15 protein-coding genes are annotated in these 15,494 nt (G+C 55.0%); 13 read left to right on the top strand and 2 right to left on the bottom strand.

The window, feature by feature from the left end:
- Positions 1-12 precede the first annotated feature (12 nt).
- Positions 13-684: an isochorismatase family protein gene (locus Mag101_RS09720; RefSeq protein ID WP_029249727.1), complete on the bottom strand. Its 672-nt coding sequence runs from the start codon at positions 682-684 to the stop codon at positions 13-15.
- A gap of 208 nt (positions 685-892) precedes the next feature.
- On the opposite strand from Mag101_RS09720, the gene Mag101_RS09715 reads away from it, so the two are divergent.
- From Mag101_RS09715 to Mag101_RS09665, 11 genes are all read left to right on the top strand, one after another.
- Positions 893-1,558, top strand: coding sequence for a hypothetical protein (locus Mag101_RS09715; protein WP_077404099.1), 666 nt, complete (start codon positions 893-895; stop codon positions 1,556-1,558).
- Between the two features lie 45 nt (positions 1,559-1,603).
- Complete coding sequence (locus Mag101_RS09710; protein ID WP_077404096.1) at positions 1,604-2,275, top strand: glutathione S-transferase family protein; 672 nt, start codon at positions 1,604-1,606, stop codon at positions 2,273-2,275.
- Between the two features lie 232 nt (positions 2,276-2,507).
- Positions 2,508-2,819 carry an REDY-like protein HapK gene (locus tag Mag101_RS09705; RefSeq protein ID WP_077404093.1) on the top strand — a complete coding sequence of 104 codons (312 nt, stop codon included), beginning with the start codon at positions 2,508-2,510 and terminating at the stop codon, positions 2,817-2,819.
- Between the two features lie 25 nt (positions 2,820-2,844).
- Entirely contained in the window at positions 2,845-3,696 is an 852-nt protein-coding gene (locus Mag101_RS09700; RefSeq protein ID WP_198039959.1) for an SDR family NAD(P)-dependent oxidoreductase, read from the top strand.
- A gap of 24 nt (positions 3,697-3,720) precedes the next feature.
- Entirely contained in the window at positions 3,721-4,620 is a 900-nt protein-coding gene (locus tag Mag101_RS09695) for a polysaccharide deacetylase family protein (RefSeq protein ID WP_077404090.1), read from the top strand.
- Positions 4,620-5,453, top strand: a complete 834-nt coding sequence (locus Mag101_RS09690; protein ID WP_077404086.1) for an HpcH/HpaI aldolase/citrate lyase family protein — start codon at positions 4,620-4,622, stop codon at positions 5,451-5,453. Before Mag101_RS09695 ends, Mag101_RS09690 begins: the two co-directional genes overlap by 1 nt.
- 20 nt (positions 5,454-5,473) lie before the next feature.
- Positions 5,474-5,992: a MaoC family dehydratase gene (locus Mag101_RS09685; RefSeq protein ID WP_010130715.1), complete on the top strand. Its 519-nt coding sequence runs from the start codon at positions 5,474-5,476 to the stop codon at positions 5,990-5,992.
- A 25-nt stretch (positions 5,993-6,017) separates the two neighbouring features.
- Complete coding sequence (locus Mag101_RS09680) at positions 6,018-7,187, top strand: acyl-CoA dehydrogenase family protein (RefSeq protein ID WP_077404083.1); 1,170 nt, start codon at positions 6,018-6,020, stop codon at positions 7,185-7,187.
- Positions 7,187-8,383, top strand: a complete 1,197-nt coding sequence (locus Mag101_RS09675) for a CaiB/BaiF CoA transferase family protein (protein ID WP_077404080.1) — start codon at positions 7,187-7,189, stop codon at positions 8,381-8,383. The genes Mag101_RS09680 and Mag101_RS09675 overlap by 1 nt, the downstream gene beginning before the upstream one ends.
- A 39-nt stretch (positions 8,384-8,422) precedes the next feature.
- On the top strand, positions 8,423-9,538 hold the full coding sequence (locus Mag101_RS09670) for a CaiB/BaiF CoA transferase family protein (RefSeq protein ID WP_077404076.1): 1,116 nt from the start codon (positions 8,423-8,425) through the stop codon (positions 9,536-9,538).
- Positions 9,539-9,645: 107 nt separating this feature from the next.
- Positions 9,646-10,821, top strand: coding sequence for an aromatic ring-hydroxylating oxygenase subunit alpha (locus tag Mag101_RS09665; protein WP_077404073.1), 1,176 nt, complete (start codon positions 9,646-9,648; stop codon positions 10,819-10,821).
- Between the two features lie 190 nt (positions 10,822-11,011).
- Here the strand turns inward: Mag101_RS09665 and Mag101_RS09660 are convergent, their stop codons facing one another.
- Positions 11,012-12,457 carry a sodium/proline symporter gene (locus Mag101_RS09660; protein ID WP_077404070.1) on the bottom strand — a complete coding sequence of 482 codons (1,446 nt, stop codon included), beginning with the start codon at positions 12,455-12,457 and terminating at the stop codon, positions 11,012-11,014.
- 231 nt (positions 12,458-12,688) lie between these two features.
- Here Mag101_RS09660 and metK point away from each other — a divergent pair, with 231 nt between their 5' ends.
- Together metK and ahcY are read left to right on the top strand one after the other, a co-directional pair.
- Positions 12,689-13,906 (top strand): methionine adenosyltransferase, encoded by a 1,218-nt coding sequence (gene metK / locus Mag101_RS09655; RefSeq protein ID WP_077408203.1) that lies wholly within the window; start codon positions 12,689-12,691, stop codon positions 13,904-13,906.
- A gap of 114 nt (positions 13,907-14,020) precedes the next feature.
- Entirely contained in the window at positions 14,021-15,403 is a 1,383-nt protein-coding gene (ahcY, locus tag Mag101_RS09650; protein WP_077404067.1) for an adenosylhomocysteinase, read from the top strand.
- Positions 15,404-15,494 lie beyond the last annotated feature (91 nt).

Below are 15,494 nucleotides of genomic sequence, written 5' to 3'. Positions count from 1 at the left end.
CCTCGATATTACTTATTCGTTGTTGCCGTTTTCCAGCCACTGGAACACCTCTGCCACATCCACCACATCGGCATACTTGAGCGACAAATCGGTGAGGTTGGCGAAGTGGTAGCTCTCGTGCTTGTCCGCTACACACTCTTCCGGAACGATGGTGCGGTAACCGCGGGAAAGGCTGTCTACCGCGGTTGCGCGGATGCACCCGGAAGTGGAGCCACCGGTAATGATCACGGTGTCGACCTGATGCCACACCAGCAGGGATTGCAGCTGGGTTTCAAAAAAGGCGCTGGGCATTTTCTTGCAGTAAATGACATCGCGCTGGCGGTCTATCTCCAGCCGATCATCGAACTCGGTTCGGGTGGAGTCGAATTTGATATTTTGCAGGGAGTCCGGGGTGTCGGTGCGCGTACCCCAGATGCCGGCATCCTCGCCGGACTCCATATAGGCCACATGAGTCCAGATGACCGGCCAGCCCTTGGCGCGAAAGCTTTTGGCCAGTTCATTGGTGTAGTGCATCTGATTGGGGTCGGTCTCGTACGCAGTTTTGAACAGGTCGGTGCGCGTATAGGCCTTTTGTGGGTCCACATTCACGAGTGCGGCCTTGCGGCCGAAACCAAAGCGCTTGCGGGCGGGGTTGGCTTTCACTTCCAGGTAGATTTCTTTGGCTGTTTTCGTTGTGGTTTCCATAGCGAATACCTGCAATGTGCTGAGTGGGAGACTGTCATCCTGTGACGGGCGCTGAGCGCTCATAGTTCGGGCCGAGCGCTCATAGTTCGGCGTACGGCGTCATATTGGAGGATGTTAGCAATCCGTCGGCCCCTGGGTTTTGACTTATAGCAATGCGCGGGGGTTTTCTTGCGGTATGGTGAGGGAAAACCAATAAGAAGCGATCCCTATGAGTGCTTATCTGTTTGTAAAGTTGCTGCACAACCTGTGCTTTGTTTATTGGCTTGGTGGTGATTTGGGTACTTTTTACGCAAGTCGCTACGTCACCCGGTCGGACCTTTCCCCGCAGGCGCGGAGTACGGCACTTACCATCATGATGGGGTGTGACCAGGGGCCGCGCTTCTGTATGCCAATTATCCTGCCTCTTGGGTTGCAGCTGGCGTATATGTCCGGGCAATGGGCAGTGGCTCCGTTCTGGCTGTGGCTGGCGTGGGGGCTGTGTCTCGCGTGGTTTGCGTTGGTCGCAACCCTGCATTTCGCTCACGGCAAACCCTTTATTCCTGTATTGACCCGTCTCGACTTTTACCTGCGTGTAGTCCTGATCGTGGGCCTGTTGGGGCTCGCAGGCTACGCACTGGCAACCAATTTCATCCTCGCGGCGGATTGGCTGGCGATCAAGCTGGGTATTTTTGCCTTGCTGGTGCTGTGTGGTTTGCTGATTCGTATGCGCCTGGTGGCGTTTGGCGCTGCTTGGGGCAAGTTGATGGCCGGTGATAGCAGTGAGTCTGTCAACCAGATCATTCATGGTTCTATCGCCTCCTGTCGACCATTTGTCTATCTGATTTGGCTGGGGCTGCTGGCAAACGCAGCCTATGGCTTGCACCTCATTTATTGAATTCAGCAAGGCGCTACCTAAGGAAGTCACCCAAGGAAATCACTCATGAAGCTCTCATCCATGAAGCTGTTCAGCCTCCCGCACTCTCCTTACGCCACGCGTGTGCGCATGCAGGCGCGGCTGGATAGCCTGCCTGTTGAAGTGTTGCCGCCGCCCGTGCCGCTGCGGACTGAGGCCTTTTACGAGCGGTTTCCGCTGGGCAAGTTGCCGGTTCTTGAGTTGGAAAGCGGGGAGGCGATTGCCGAGAGCTGGGCGATTATGGAGTTTCTCGCGGAAACATCGGTAAGCGGTGGCAGTGCGCTGCTCCCTGAATCGCCGCTTGAACGGGCGCAAATGCGCATGTTGGCGCGCTATGCAGACCTGCATCTGGCGGTGAATGCCTTGTTCCCGCTGTTTCGGGCGGTGATGTCCGGAGGCAATGTCGATCGAGAGGAAATGGCAAAAGGTCTCCACGCTGAGTTGGCGAAAGGTGAGCGCTTGATGGCGGACTTTGGCAGTGAGCGCGCGCTGAACCTGGGCGATTTGGCGTTGGCGCCCACCATACGCTACCTGGAGGAGCTGTCCCCGGTAGTGGGGGTGGATGCACCGCTCGCAGCGTTTCCTGCGCTTTCCGCCTGGTGGCAGAAGGTCAACGCCGTGGATGCCATCAGTGAGACCTTGCAGGAAATGGCGTTGGCCTACCGCAAATTCGCAGAAGGGCTAGCTGCCAAGGCCTGATTGTATTGTTTATCGCACCTGCGACGGTGTTTGTCCGTGGGTGGGGTATTCCCTTTTTGGTGGCCTCGCGGTTTGGGGCTCGCGATTCGATTTCTCGGTGCGAAAGGGCGAATTCCCAGATGCCTGAAATGTGTACTTACGGGGTCTCTGGCGCATCAAATGTTATATTGACATAACAATATCTCAAGAATAGGATGTTGGTGACATTCACTTAACCGTCGGAGCGCCTGCCATGGCTACCATGATCGTTGTGCTGTTTAACCTCAAACCCGGTGTTAATCCGTCCGATTACGAGCAGTGGGCTAACACTACCGATTTACCCACGGTGCGCGATCTGGCATCGGTCAATCAATTCTCTGTACTGCGTACCACCGGCCTGCTCGGCGCCGATGCGCCCGCCCCGTACCAATACGTCGAACTGCTCGAAGTAAACGATATGGAAAAGCTGGGGGCGGATGTGTCCAGCGAGACGATGCAGCGCGTTGCGGCGGAGTTCCAGCAGTTTGCCGACAATCCGCAATTCATTTTGACCGAATCTATTTGATCAACGACAACGGAGAGCGTGGCAGATGGAAGCATTGGGCAAGTATCCGGAGCTGAAAGGCAAGGTTGCCGTGATTACGGGAGCCGGTCGTCGCAAGGGGTTGGGCGAAGCAATGGCGCGGCGCCTGGCAGCGGAAGGCGTCAAAGTGGTACTGACGGATATCGGCCGCGGGCAGGGCGAGAACCTGCCGGAAAACGCGGTTGGAACCACGGCGGAAATGGAAGAGATCGCCCGTGAAATTCGCGATGCCGGTGGTGAGGTTGCCACCTTTTCCTGCAACGTGCTGGAGCCCCAGGAAGTGCAGTCTGCAGCGGAATTTGCCCTCGGGCATTTCGGCAGTCTGGATATCTGGGTCAACAACGCCGGCATTGGCTACCTGATGGAACCCATCGTTGAAATGGCCGTAGACAAGTGGGATGCCGTGCTGGGCGTCAATCTGCGCGGTACGTTTCTCGGCATCAAGTACGCCGCAGAAGTTATGTTGCGACAGGGGCGCGGTGGTCGAATCATCAACATCGGCAGTCAGGCCTCCAAATCCGGCTTTGCCCATGCCGCTGCCTATACCGCATCAAAACATGGAATGGTCGGGCTCACGCGTTCTGCTGCCCTGGAGCTGGGTCCCGAGGGGATTACGGTAAATACCATCTGCCCGAACCATGTAACTACCGGCCTCGGAGCCTGGCAAAACGCGCACTTTTCCGAAGTCACCGGGAAGGGACACGACCGCTACATGGAAGATATGCGTGCGCGTATTCCACTGGGGCGTCCGGGGTTGCAGGAAGATATCGCCAAAGCCTGTGCCTTCCTGTGTTCAGACGAAGCTTCCTATATCACCGGGGAGGCGATGAATGTCTCCGGCGGTGAGGAATATCACTGATCCGCTTGTGAGAGATTATTGGGTATGAGCAAGCAAGTAGCCTGGCCGGACAGTGCACGGTTGGCACTGTCGATTGTCGTTAACGTTGAGGAAGGTTCAGAGAGCACGCTGCTCGATGGGGACCGGGGCCCGGAGCCCGTGGACGAGCTGGGGGTTGCCCCGCGCAAGCCCATTCGTGCCCATGCCAATGAAAGCAACTACGAATACGGCATCCGCGAGGGTTGGCCGCGCATACAGGCATTGCTGGAGCGCTACCAGGTACCGGCAACTTTTTGTGCGGCGGCGGTGGCCCTTGAGCGGGCGCCACAGATTGCCCAGTGTATTCGCGAAGGCGCGCACGAAGTCTGTAGCCACGGTTATCGCTGGCAGCATCAGTTTGCCATGGACGAGGATGAGGAGAGAGCCTTTATCCGCAATGCCATTACCTCCATCTCCGAGACTACCGGACAGCGCCCCCGCGGTTGGCTGAGCCGCTACCTGCACACAGACAACACCCGTCGCTTGCTGCAGGAAGAGGGCTTCGATTACCACATGGACGACTACAGTGCCGACGCGCCTTTCTGGGCGCCGGTGCAAGGCACTGACGACCCGATGTTGGTATTGCCCTATGCCATTGATTCCAACGACATGAAATTCTGGACGGCTCCGTCACTTACCCCGGATGCCTGGCTGGACTATGCCTGCCGCACACTGGATACCCTGTTACAGGAGGGTGCAGAGCAAACGCGCATGATGTCGCTGGGACTGCATTTACGCATTATCGGGCGGCCAGGGCGTATCGGCGCACTCGATGAATTCCTGAAGTACGCCCGTGCCCAAGATGGCGTCTGGTTTGCGACCCGGGCGGATATTGCCGATACGTTTGCTGCACAGGTGCCTGCCAATCAAATTCGCGAGCCTTTGCGCGGCTGGGAGCGTTTCTAATGTTTGATGTTCGCAGCCTGCTGTTCGTACCGGGCAATCGCCCGGAAAGATTTGAAAAGGCCCTCGCTAGTTCTGCGGATGTTGTGTGTATCGATCTCGAAGATGCCGTACCGGCCGCAAACAAGGCAGATGCGCGCACAGCGGTGTGCGCATTTTTGGCCAGCTGTGACGCAGCGCGTTTGGCACGACTGTGCATACGTATTAATGCCGTGGCGACAGAGGCGGGCAGGAACGATCTGGCTGCCCTGTCTCAGGGCACACTGCCTGCGCGCTTAATGCTGGCGAAGACGGAATCACAGAATGATATCCCCCAAGCCAACAGAGTGCTTGGTGGCAAGGTGCGTTGGATCGCATTGATAGAAAGCGCCTCCGGCCTGTTGTCGCTGGATGCGATTTGCCAGGATCCCAACTTGGACGCAGTTATGTTTGGCGGCGCCGACTTCGCCGCGCAAATAGGTGCCGAGTTTTCGTGGGAACCATTGCTGTGGGCGCGTTCACAGATTGTAGTGACTGCGGCCTTGCACGGTTTACCAGTTATCGATGTCCCGTATTTAAGTGTGCAGGATGCTGAGGGTTTGGAGCAGGAAACCCGCCGGGTTTCCGCATTGGGATTCTCCGCGAAAGCCGCAATTCATCCCGCACAAGTTGCTCCCATTCATCGGGCTTTTGCGCCTTCTGAGGAAGCGCTTGCAACTGCTCGAAAAATGCTGGATGCCTTTGAACAGGCGAACGGTGGCGCTGTCGTTGTCGATGGCCGCATGGTTGATCAGCCCATCGTGGATAGTGCTCGTCGTTTGATCGCCCGATCAGACGCGGATAAAGAATTAGTCTGAATCGCAGTAGGAAAATTACTATGGCTGGAGAAGTAAAACAGGTCGGTGAAAATCGGTACCGGGAAACGTTTGGACGTTTCTTTGACGACTTTACCGTGGGTGATACCTATGAACACCGCCCAGGTCGCACCATCACCGAAACTGATAACACTTGGTTTACGCTGCTGACCATGAATACCCACCCTGCGCATTTCGATAAGGAATACGCCGCAGGTACAGAGTTTGGCAAGCCGCTCGTCTGTAGTCCGTTTACCGTGGCCCTGATGGTGGGCATGAGCGTGACCGACATCAGCCAAAAAGCCATTGCTAATCTCGGTTGGGACGATATCCGCATGTCTGCGCCACTGTTTGTTGGCGACACACTTTACGCTGAATCGGAAGTATTGGAAAAGCGCGCATCCAAGTCTCGCCCAACCCAGGGCATTGTTACCGTGCGAACCCGTGGTTTCAATCAAGACGGAACCGAGGTGTGTTCTTTTGTCCGTAAGGTGCTGGTATGGAAGCGCGGTGCGGAAATGGAAGACAAAGTAAATTACTGAGTGCGAATAGTTTCAGGAGACGGCGATGAGCTGGAGTGCAGAAGACGAGGCCGCGATCCTCGATACCATTGATAAATTTGTTGCCAATGATGTCGCACCCATTGCACGGGAAAAAGACCTGGCCGATGAGTATCCGCACGAATTGGTAGAGACCATGAAGGAGCTCGGTCTGTTCGGTGCCACCATTGGTGAAGAGTTCGGCGGACTGTCGTTGTCGGCATCGACCTACGCCCGCATCGTTCAAAAGATTTCTGCTGCGTGGATGGCACCCGGCGGTATCTTTAATTCACATCTCATCATGGCCGCTGCGATTGAGCGCTTCGGTACCGAGGAGCAGAAACAGCAGTATTTGCCGCTGATGGCCGAGGGTACGCTGCGCGGTGGTATTGCGCTCACTGAACCGAATGCAGGTACGGACTTGCAGTCCATTCGCTGTGTAGCGCGTCGCGATGGTGACGAGTATGTGGTGAACGGCAGCAAAATGTGGATCACCAATGCACTTAACGGTAACTGCCTTGCATTGCTGGTAAAAACCGATCCCGATGCCGAGCCACGTCACCGGGGCATGTCCATGCTGATCATCCGCACCAAGGATGATGAAGGTAATCTGCTGCCGGGCATTACCATCAACAAAATCAAGAAGACCTGTTATCGCGCGATTGATACCGCCGAGGTCGTGTTCGAAGATTTTCGTGTTTCCATCGATCAGCTGGTGGGAGGTGAGGAAGGTCGCGGATTCCACATTGCCGTGGGCGGTCTTGAACTCGGGCGCATTAACGTTGCCGCCCGCGGAGCTGGTATTGCACAGGGCGCGCTGAAGCTGGCACTGCGCTACGCCCAGGAGCGCGAAACCTTCGGCAAGCCAATCATCAAGCATCAGGCTATTCAGCTTAAGCTCGGCGAAATGGCGGCCAAGGTTGAGGCGGCCAAGCTGCTGGTGGATCAGGCAGCGCGTATGTATGACAGCGGCCAGCGCTGCGACCTGGAAGCAGGTATGGCCAAGTATTTTGCCAGTGAAGCGGGTGTTTTCTGTTCTCAGGAAGCGATGCGGATTTTCGGCGGCTACGGCTTCTCTACCGAGTACGAGATAGAGCGCTATTACCGGGATGCCATGCTGATGTGTGTGGGCGAGGGTACCAACGAAATGCAGCGCATCATTATTGCCAAGCAACTGGCGGCGCGTGAGGCCATCTGATGGAAGCGACAAAACCCCTGGCTGGTATCCGTGTCATTGCTGTTGAGCAGTACGGGGCCGGCCCGTTCGGCTCAATGCAGTTGGCGGACATGGGGGCTGAAGTCATCAAGATTGAAAACCCCGCGACCGGTGGCGATATCGCGCGCAAGTCCGGTCCGTATTTTCTGGGTGACAACGACAGCGACTTCTTTCAGACCTTCAATCGCAGTAAAAAGAGCCTGACACTGGACCTGAAAAGCCCACAGGGGCGTGAAATCTTCGAGCGCCTCGTACGCAGTGCCGATGTAGTAATGAACAACCTCCGCGGGGATCAGCCCGCGAAGCTCGGGTTGGATTACGCTCATCTGAGCGCGATTAAGCCGGAAATTATTTGTGGCCATTTATCGGCATATGGCCGAGATAATGACCGCGCCAGCTGGCCGGGCTACGACTATCTGATGCAGGCGGAAGCCGGTTTTATGGACCTTACCGGTGAGCCGGGAACGCCACCTGCGCGCTTTGGTCTGTCGATGGTCGATTTCATGAGCGGTGTAACACTGGCGATGGCGGTGTTGGGTGCCTTGGTGGGTACCTTGCGTGGGGGCAAAGGGCGCGATGTGGACGTCAACCTGTTTGATGTTGCGGTTACCCAGCTCACATACCCCGCTACCTGGTATTTGAACCGAGGCCATGAGACGGAGCGTGTCGCGCGCTCCGGCCATCCATCTACGGTACCTTGCCAGATTTATCGCAGTGCCGATGGCTGGGTTTTCGTCATGGCCATGACAGAGAAGTTTTGGCAGATCCTGGCGGAAGGCCTGGACAGAAAAGATCTGCTGGCGGACCTCCGCTTTAGCTCAGCGGCCGATCGCAGGCAGTACCGTGAAGCACTATCGGAAATACTCGACGCCGAGTTTGCCAGACAACCGAGTGCCCATTGGTTGGATCTTTTTGCCGGCAAGTTACCGATTGCACCGGTAAATACCTTTGCCCAGGCCATGGATAACCCTTGGTTGGCGCAAACCCAGATGCTGCAGCCGGTGGGACATGTTGATAATAGTCAATTCAGAGTGCTGGCAAGCCCGTTAAAATTTGACGGAAACAGGCCCTCGGGAACCGGTTGCTCGCCGCTTGGCGCAGACACCCATGAACTCCTCGATGGACTCGGGTATTCGGCGGAAGACGTTACGCGTTTGGTTGCGGATCGAGTCATCTGAGTAGGGCGCGAATCGGCACTGACAAGAGATAGTCTTTCAATGAAGTTACAAGGTATCCGCGTCGTCGACCTTTCTCTCTTCCTACCGGGGCCACACCTCACCATGATGATGGCGGATCACGGTGCTGAAGTGATCAAGGTCGAGCCATTGAGTGGCGAACCAACCCGAAACATTGGGCTGCGCAAAAATGGCGAATCAGTTTGGTTCAGAAATACCCATCGCGGTAAGAAGAGCCTCTGCCTGAACCTGAAAGACCCGGAGCAGAAGGCGCAACTTCTTGCGCTTATCGATAGCGCGGATGTGTTTGTCGAGGGATTCCGTCCTGGTGCCATGGCCCGTTTGGGGCTGGACTACGAGACCCTCATCGCACGCAATCCGCGGCTGGTCTATTGCTCCATTTCTGCATTTGGCCAGACTGGAGAAAAACGCTTAAAGCCTGCGCATGATCTCAGTATCCAGGCCGAATCCGGAACGGTATTCCTCAATGAGGGGAGCAATGGTGAGCCGTGTTCTCCTGCGATGCCTGTGGCCGATATTGCCGGGTCATTAATGGCGTTATCGGGCATACTGATGGCATTGCTGCGCCGTAGCGAGACCGGTAAAGGCGACTATTTGGATATCTCCATGCAGGACAGCCTGATCGCATGGCTGCCGAATGCAGTGGGGCCTGTCTTTGCCGAAGGCCGCTCTCCGGTGGTCAAAGATGAGCGTTCCTGGGGCGGGAATGCCATGTATCGAATTTATCGCACCAGTGATGACTGCTATTTGACACTGGGCGGCAGCGAAGTGAAATTTGCGGAAAACCTGTTTGCTAAATTAGGACGTCCTGAACTCGCAGAAATCTGCAAGCGTGCCCCCGGTGAGCAGAGTGAGGTGATCGCTTTCCTGCAGGCTGAGTTTTCCCGTCGCACCATGGCCGAATGGGAGGCCTGGTTTGATGGCCTGGATGTTTGCTGGTCGCCGGTACGTCAATTGCATGAAGCACTGGACGAGCAGCACTTAAAAAGCCGTGAAATGGTTTTTGAAGACGAGCAGGGAAACCGGCACCTTGGGGTGCCAATCAAGTTTCTCGATGAGCCAGCACAAGTAAACACGCGATTGCCTGAACTGGGTGAGCACAATGGAAGTTTACTTAATACAGGTCTGGAAGCCTGACACGAAAATACGTGACAAAACGTAACCTTTATCAGAAAAATAAGTGATCTTTGACGATCAGCATTACGTAAAAATGTCGAGATCAATAACACACTGAGGTGCTAATCATGTTGACGAACCTTTGGTACGTGGCGGAGTGGTCCAAAACCGTAAAAGACAAACCTGTTCGAGCAAAAATGCTTGGCCAGAACTTTGTTCTTTTTCGGGACAAATCCGGCAAGGTAAATTGCCTCAGCGATGTTTGTATCCACCGCGGGGGTTCACTGTCGAAGGGGTGGACCACCAAACGTGATTGTGTTGCCTGCCCGTACCACGGCTGGGAGTTTGATGCTGAAGGTAAGGTGCAATTCATTCCTTCCCGTGGCGAAGACTCTGCGATCCCGGAGCGTGCGCGTATCGACGCTTATCCCACGGAAGAGCGTTACGGAATGATTTGGGTGTTCCTCGGTGATCTTCCAGAAGAAGAGCGCTATCCGATCCCAGACTTCCCTGAGTATGATGACAAGAAAAACTGGCGTCCGGTCGAAGTAGAGTACAACTGGGAAGGCTCCGTTGATCGGGTAGTAGAGAACGGTATCGATATTGCCCATACCGCATTTGTACACCCTGGATTTGGTTACCCGGAAATGGCCGAGAAGAATGAAATTCTCAAGGTCAACCGCGGTGAGTATTGGGGCTCCTCCGACAATGTGCTTTACCCGCCGCAACTGGAAGGCAACTTCGGCCTGAACAAGCTTTTCCGTGCGGATAAAGCAGCGACCTATGTAACCCCGGCATTTTACTTGCCCGGGCACTGTGTGCGTTTGCATATCAAGGTGAACTCCTGGATGGAGATGATCATCTTTGATGCGAACACGCCGATCGATGAAAACACTACACGTTCATTCGCGGTGCAGGTGCGTAACTTCTTCAAGTGGCCTATCTTCGATGGTGGTGCGAAAAAGCGTACCAAGCGCGTCTTTGGTGAAGATGGCGATATTGTTTCGCAGCTTTCTCCCAACTACCTGCCAGAGTCTCTGGAGAACGAAGTCTCGGTGGAGCAGGACAAGTTTATGGGCGCCTGGCGAATGATTCGCCGCAAGCATATTGAAGAGAAAGGTTGGAAGATTGATACCAAGGCGATGAAGCCATACGAAGGAGAAAAGGTGTTTACCATTCCTTCACCGGCCCGTCGCCTGAACCCACACTTCAAGTGGGCTTTGGATACGGTGCCGCTGATTGCGCCGACCCGACGCGCTGTGGCTGCGCCGGCAGAAGAGCCTGCATCAACGGAATCGGTCTGATAAGAACGGGCGACAATTCGCGTCGCCCAAGCTTGGACGATACAGTCAGAGCAAAAAGCTAGACCAAAAACGTCGGAGCACAAAAGAGCCGCGCACTTGCGCGGCTTTTTTTGTGCTTGTGATAGCGGCTAGACCGCGTTGAACCAGAAATAGGGGGGTGTCTTCAGGGCACTTGCTACCCATTAGCGCGTTATTCAATCGCTTCTTTACGGTTAACGCGGGCGGACAACCCCATAGCGAAAAAAGGGAATAGAAGCACCAGTGTGGCCGCGGTAAACGGAAGCACACGCTCCGCCCAATCGCCTGTTGTGTTCGGGAAAAGTGAGAGAACCACGGCGAGTGTGAAACCGGTGGCAATAGAGCGCATTACGCTGGTAGGCGCGAGCTGCATACCCGCCAGTCGGGCTAATATGGTTGGGCCAAATGCGGAGCCGATTGCGATCCAAGCGAATAGCACGCGTTCAAAAATCGTCGCAGGCAACAAGAGCGCGATCAGTACGGCGGCGACGGTGACCGCCAGCATCGACAGGCGTGATACCAGTAACGCGCGCTGTGGCATAAGCCGTTGTAATCGCAGGTCGTAAGAAATTGTTGAGGCTACTACGAGTAGCATGCTATCGGCAGTAGACATAATGGCGGACAGCACTGCGGCGAGTAGCACCGCGGCGACCAACGGATTCAGTAGCAGAGAGGATAGCTCGAAGAATAGTGTTTCCGGGTCTTGCAGGTCGGGCAACAGGATCTTGCCCATAAGGCCCAGGCTGAACATGCTCAGAAATACGATAGAAAACCACCCGATTGATATCACCCGCGCCTGCTTAAGTGCTTGCGCATCTCGCAATGCCATAAAGCGGTGAAGGAGGTGAGGCTGGCCCAAGGTGCCGATGCCGATTGCCAGGCTACCGGCGATGAACCCTAGCGCTGAAAGCCCGACATTCTTTCCTGTCAGTGACCATGCTTCGCGGGTAAACAGGGTAGATTCACGGATCGCCTCCCAGTCGCCGATATGCATAAATGCAACGGTGGGTAGTAATACCGCCGCAAAGAGCATCAGTCCGCCTTGTACGGTGTCGGTGATACTGGCCGCCCAGAAGCCACCAAGGTAGGTATAAATGGTGATGATCGCAGCGCCCAGTACCAAACTTTCGATCAACGGCATGTCGAAAGCAGAAGAGAATGTGGTGGCAGCCCCTTGGAATTGCGCGGCGATGTAAACCACGAACGACAGCAAAATTACGATGGAAGCGACCAGTCGTACGCCCTGATGCGCATCCGATTTTTGCTCGCGTTGATCTTCGGCAAGGAAGCTTGTGAGGGTGATCTGGTCCTTGTCGCGGGTGTAGCGCATTAAACGGGGTGCGATCCATATCCAGGAAAAGATGCACCCCAACACCGCACCAGCGGCGATCCAGATCGCGGATACGCCGAGTACAAAGGCCACGCCACTCATCCCGAGTAATGTCCACGCCGAAGCGCTGCTCGCGCCGTAACTGATGGCGGCAACAACCGGCCCAAGATTGCGCCCGCCGAGGAAATAGTCCTTGGTATTGCTGGTGCGCCGCTGCGACCAAAAACCGATCAATAGCAGCAGTACTTTGTAAATTACCAGGGTGTACAGGGCGACGGAAATATCCATGCAGGGCCTACGATGCGTTGGTTTTATTGGTATTGGACGAAGTGAATATCTCAGGTTTCCACGCCGATTACATGCCCCCACGTGTGAGATATGGAGGGAAATTGCGATTTATCAAAAATAGCTATATCAAAATATTTTGATGTAGATCTGTGTGGGTAGACTGGGTGTATGGCGTCTTCACCGCTGGTTGTCGGCGCCCGCATTAAAGCAATTAATAAGGTAGATGCACCTATGTCTGAATATTCCGTTTTTACCTCGGAGTCTGTTTCCGAGGGTCACCCGGACAAAATGGCCGATCAAATTTCCGATGCCGTACTGGATGCAATTATTGCGCGGGATCCGGACGCCCGCGTGGCGGTTGAATCCGTAGTGAAAACCGGACTTGCCATGTTGGTAGGTGAGGTGACCACCAGCTGCTATGTCGACCTGGAAGACGTGGTGCGGGATGTGATTACGGGCATCGGCTACAACAGCTCCGATGTGGGCTATGACGGTTCAACCTGTGCAGTGATCAATGCCATTGGCAAACAGTCCGTCGATATCAACCAGGGCGTTGACCGTGCGAAGCCGGAAGATCAGGGTGCTGGCGACCAAGGTTTGATGTTTGGTTATGCCACTAACGAAACCCCGACCCTGATGCCTGCACCAGTGTATTACTCGCACCGTCTGGTGGAGCGTCAGTCTTACCTGAGAAAGAAAAACATCCTGCCGTGGTTGCGCCCTGATGCGAAAAGTCAGGTGACTTTCCGCTATGGCGAAGACGGCAAACCGGAAGCGATTGATGCGGTCGTACTGTCGACTCAACATTCGCCAGACATTTCTCAAGAAGAACTCAAGGCTGCGGTGATGGAGAACATCATCCTTGAGGTACTGCCGAGCGAGCTTCTGCATAAAGGTACCCAGTACCACATCAACCCAACCGGTAATTTTGTGATTGGTGGTCCGGTAGGTGATGCCGGCGTTACCGGCCGTAAAATTATTGTAGACACCTACGGTGGTATGGCTCGTCACGGCGGCGGCGCCTTCTCAGGCAAAGACCCATCAAAAGTAGACCGTTCTGCTGCCTATGCTGGCCGTTACGTTGCGAAGAACGTTGTTGCTGCCGGCCTCGCCGATCGGTGTGAAGTGCAGGTTTCTTATGCGATTGGTGTTGCCGAGCCCACTTCAGTATCGGTTAACACATTTGGCACCGGCAAAGTTTCTGATGCGCAACTGATTCAGGCGATTCGCGATGTGTTCGACCTGCGTCCATATGCGATTACCCGCGTGCTGGACCTGCAGCATCCGATGTATCAGCTGACGGCTTCTTACGGCCACTTTGGTCGCGAGCCGTTTGAGCACACTTACACCTGGAAAGAGGGTGGTGAGGAAAAATCAGCAACCTTTACCGCTTTCAGCTGGGAAAAGACCGACAAGGTAGAAGCCCTGCAGCGTGCGGTGGCCGAATAACTGAGTTTCCCCGGCACGACGCGTGCCGGGGTTTTAATCTCTCAAAATACTATTCAAGCCGGTTGGATGAGGTATGCGATTTACCTTTACCGGCCAGCGAATGCGGAAATACAAATGACAAATTTTACAGACTACAAAGTTGCCGATATCAACCTGGCGGAGTGGGGACGCAAGGAAATTGCGATCGCAGAAGGGGAGATGCCCGCACTGATGGCGTTGCGCCGCAAGTACAAGCAGTCGCAGCCGCTGGCAGGCGCCAAGATCATGGGTTGTATCCACATGACCATCCAGACTGCGGTACTAATTGAAACCCTGGTAGAGCTTGGGGCAGAAGTGCGCTGGTCTTCCTGCAATATCTTCTCTACTCAGGATCACGCTGCCGCGGCGATTGCTGCGGCCGGTATTCCGGTATTTGCCTGGAAAGGCGAAACCGAAGACGAATTCTGGTGGTGCATCGAGCAAACCGTACTGGCCGAAAAAGATGGCGGTGATGTTTGGGGCGCAAACATGATTCTGGATGATGGTGGCGACCTGACTCAGCTGTGCCATGAAAAGTACCCGGCGCTGCTGGATCGCATCCACGGTATCAGTGAAGAGACCACCACTGGGGTTCACCGTCTGGTTGAGATGCTGGACAAAGGCGAGCTGAAGGTACCGGCTATCAATGTGAACGATGCGGTAACCAAGTCCAAAAACGACAACAAGTATGGGTGTCGTCACTCCCTGAACGACGCGATCAAGCGCGGTACCGATCACCTGCTGTCCGGCAAGAAAGCGCTGGTTATTGGCTACGGTGATGTGGGTAAAGGATCTGCCGCGTCCCTGCGCCAAGAGGGCATGATCGTAAAGGTGACCGAGATCGACCCGATCTGCGCGATGCAGGCCTGCATGGATGGCTTTGAGGTGGTATCCGCCTACAAAGATGGCGTGAACACCGGCGAAATCGCCGACATTGATACCGCGGTTCTCGGCACCACAGACCTGCTGGTTACCACTACCGGCAACGTCAATGTGTGCGACGCAGCCATGCTGCAGACTCTGAAAAATGGTGCTGTGGTTTGTAACATCGGTCACTTCGACAATGAGATCGACACTGCTTTCATGCGCGAGCACTACGAGTGGGAAGAGGTAAAACCGCAGGTGCACAAAATCTATCGCGATCGCACAAATAATGATCACCTGATTCTGCTGTCCGAAGGACGTCTGGTAAACCTCGGCAATGCGACTGGCCACCCTTCACGCATTATGGATGGGTCCTTTGCTAACCAGGTTCTGGCCCAAATCTACCTGTGGGAGCGCAAGTTTGCGGATCTTCCGCAAGCGGAGAAGACTGCTCAGCTGTACGTGAAGGTGCTGCCCAAGAAACTGGATGAAGAGGTGGCAAAAGACATGGTGGAAGGCTTTGGCGGTGTGGTCACCCGCTTGACCAATACGCAAGCCGAGTACATCAATGTGGACGTTGAGGGACCTTACAAGCCTGACAGCTACAAATACTAAGGCGACATTTGCTCTCTAGTAGCCAAACCCCCGTTGCGATTGTCGTGGCGGGGGTTTAGTTTTATAGGTTGGTTTATTTGGCCGCCATCTT

Origin of the sequence: Microbulbifer agarilyticus (assembly GCF_001999945.1) — a bacterium.
GTDB classification, from domain to species: domain Bacteria; phylum Pseudomonadota; class Gammaproteobacteria; order Pseudomonadales; family Cellvibrionaceae; genus Microbulbifer; species Microbulbifer agarilyticus_A.
The sequence above is the reverse complement of the archived record's forward strand: the minus strand, read 5'-3'. Positions and strand labels throughout refer to the sequence as shown.

Coding starts and splice junctions, on each gene's coding strand:
- Mag101_RS09720 (WP_029249727.1), bottom strand. CDS start 684: ATGGAAACCACAACGAAAACAGCCAAAGAAATCTACCTGGAAGTGAAA.
- Mag101_RS09715 (WP_077404099.1), top strand. CDS start 893: ATGAGTGCTTATCTGTTTGTAAAGTTGCTGCACAACCTGTGCTTTGTT.
- Mag101_RS09710 (WP_077404096.1), top strand. CDS start 1,604: ATGAAGCTCTCATCCATGAAGCTGTTCAGCCTCCCGCACTCTCCTTAC.
- Mag101_RS09705 (WP_077404093.1), top strand. CDS start 2,508: ATGGCTACCATGATCGTTGTGCTGTTTAACCTCAAACCCGGTGTTAAT.
- Mag101_RS09700 (WP_198039959.1), top strand. CDS start 2,845: ATGGAAGCATTGGGCAAGTATCCGGAGCTGAAAGGCAAGGTTGCCGTG.
- Mag101_RS09695 (WP_077404090.1), top strand. CDS start 3,721: ATGAGCAAGCAAGTAGCCTGGCCGGACAGTGCACGGTTGGCACTGTCG.
- Mag101_RS09690 (WP_077404086.1), top strand. CDS start 4,620: ATGTTTGATGTTCGCAGCCTGCTGTTCGTACCGGGCAATCGCCCGGAA.
- Mag101_RS09685 (WP_010130715.1), top strand. CDS start 5,474: ATGGCTGGAGAAGTAAAACAGGTCGGTGAAAATCGGTACCGGGAAACG.
- Mag101_RS09680 (WP_077404083.1), top strand. CDS start 6,018: ATGAGCTGGAGTGCAGAAGACGAGGCCGCGATCCTCGATACCATTGAT.
- Mag101_RS09675 (WP_077404080.1), top strand. CDS start 7,187: ATGGAAGCGACAAAACCCCTGGCTGGTATCCGTGTCATTGCTGTTGAG.
- Mag101_RS09670 (WP_077404076.1), top strand. CDS start 8,423: ATGAAGTTACAAGGTATCCGCGTCGTCGACCTTTCTCTCTTCCTACCG.
- Mag101_RS09665 (WP_077404073.1), top strand. CDS start 9,646: ATGTTGACGAACCTTTGGTACGTGGCGGAGTGGTCCAAAACCGTAAAA.
- Mag101_RS09660 (WP_077404070.1), bottom strand. CDS start 12,457: ATGGATATTTCCGTCGCCCTGTACACCCTGGTAATTTACAAAGTACTG.
- metK (WP_077408203.1), top strand. CDS start 12,689: ATGTCTGAATATTCCGTTTTTACCTCGGAGTCTGTTTCCGAGGGTCAC.
- ahcY (WP_077404067.1), top strand. CDS start 14,021: ATGACAAATTTTACAGACTACAAAGTTGCCGATATCAACCTGGCGGAG.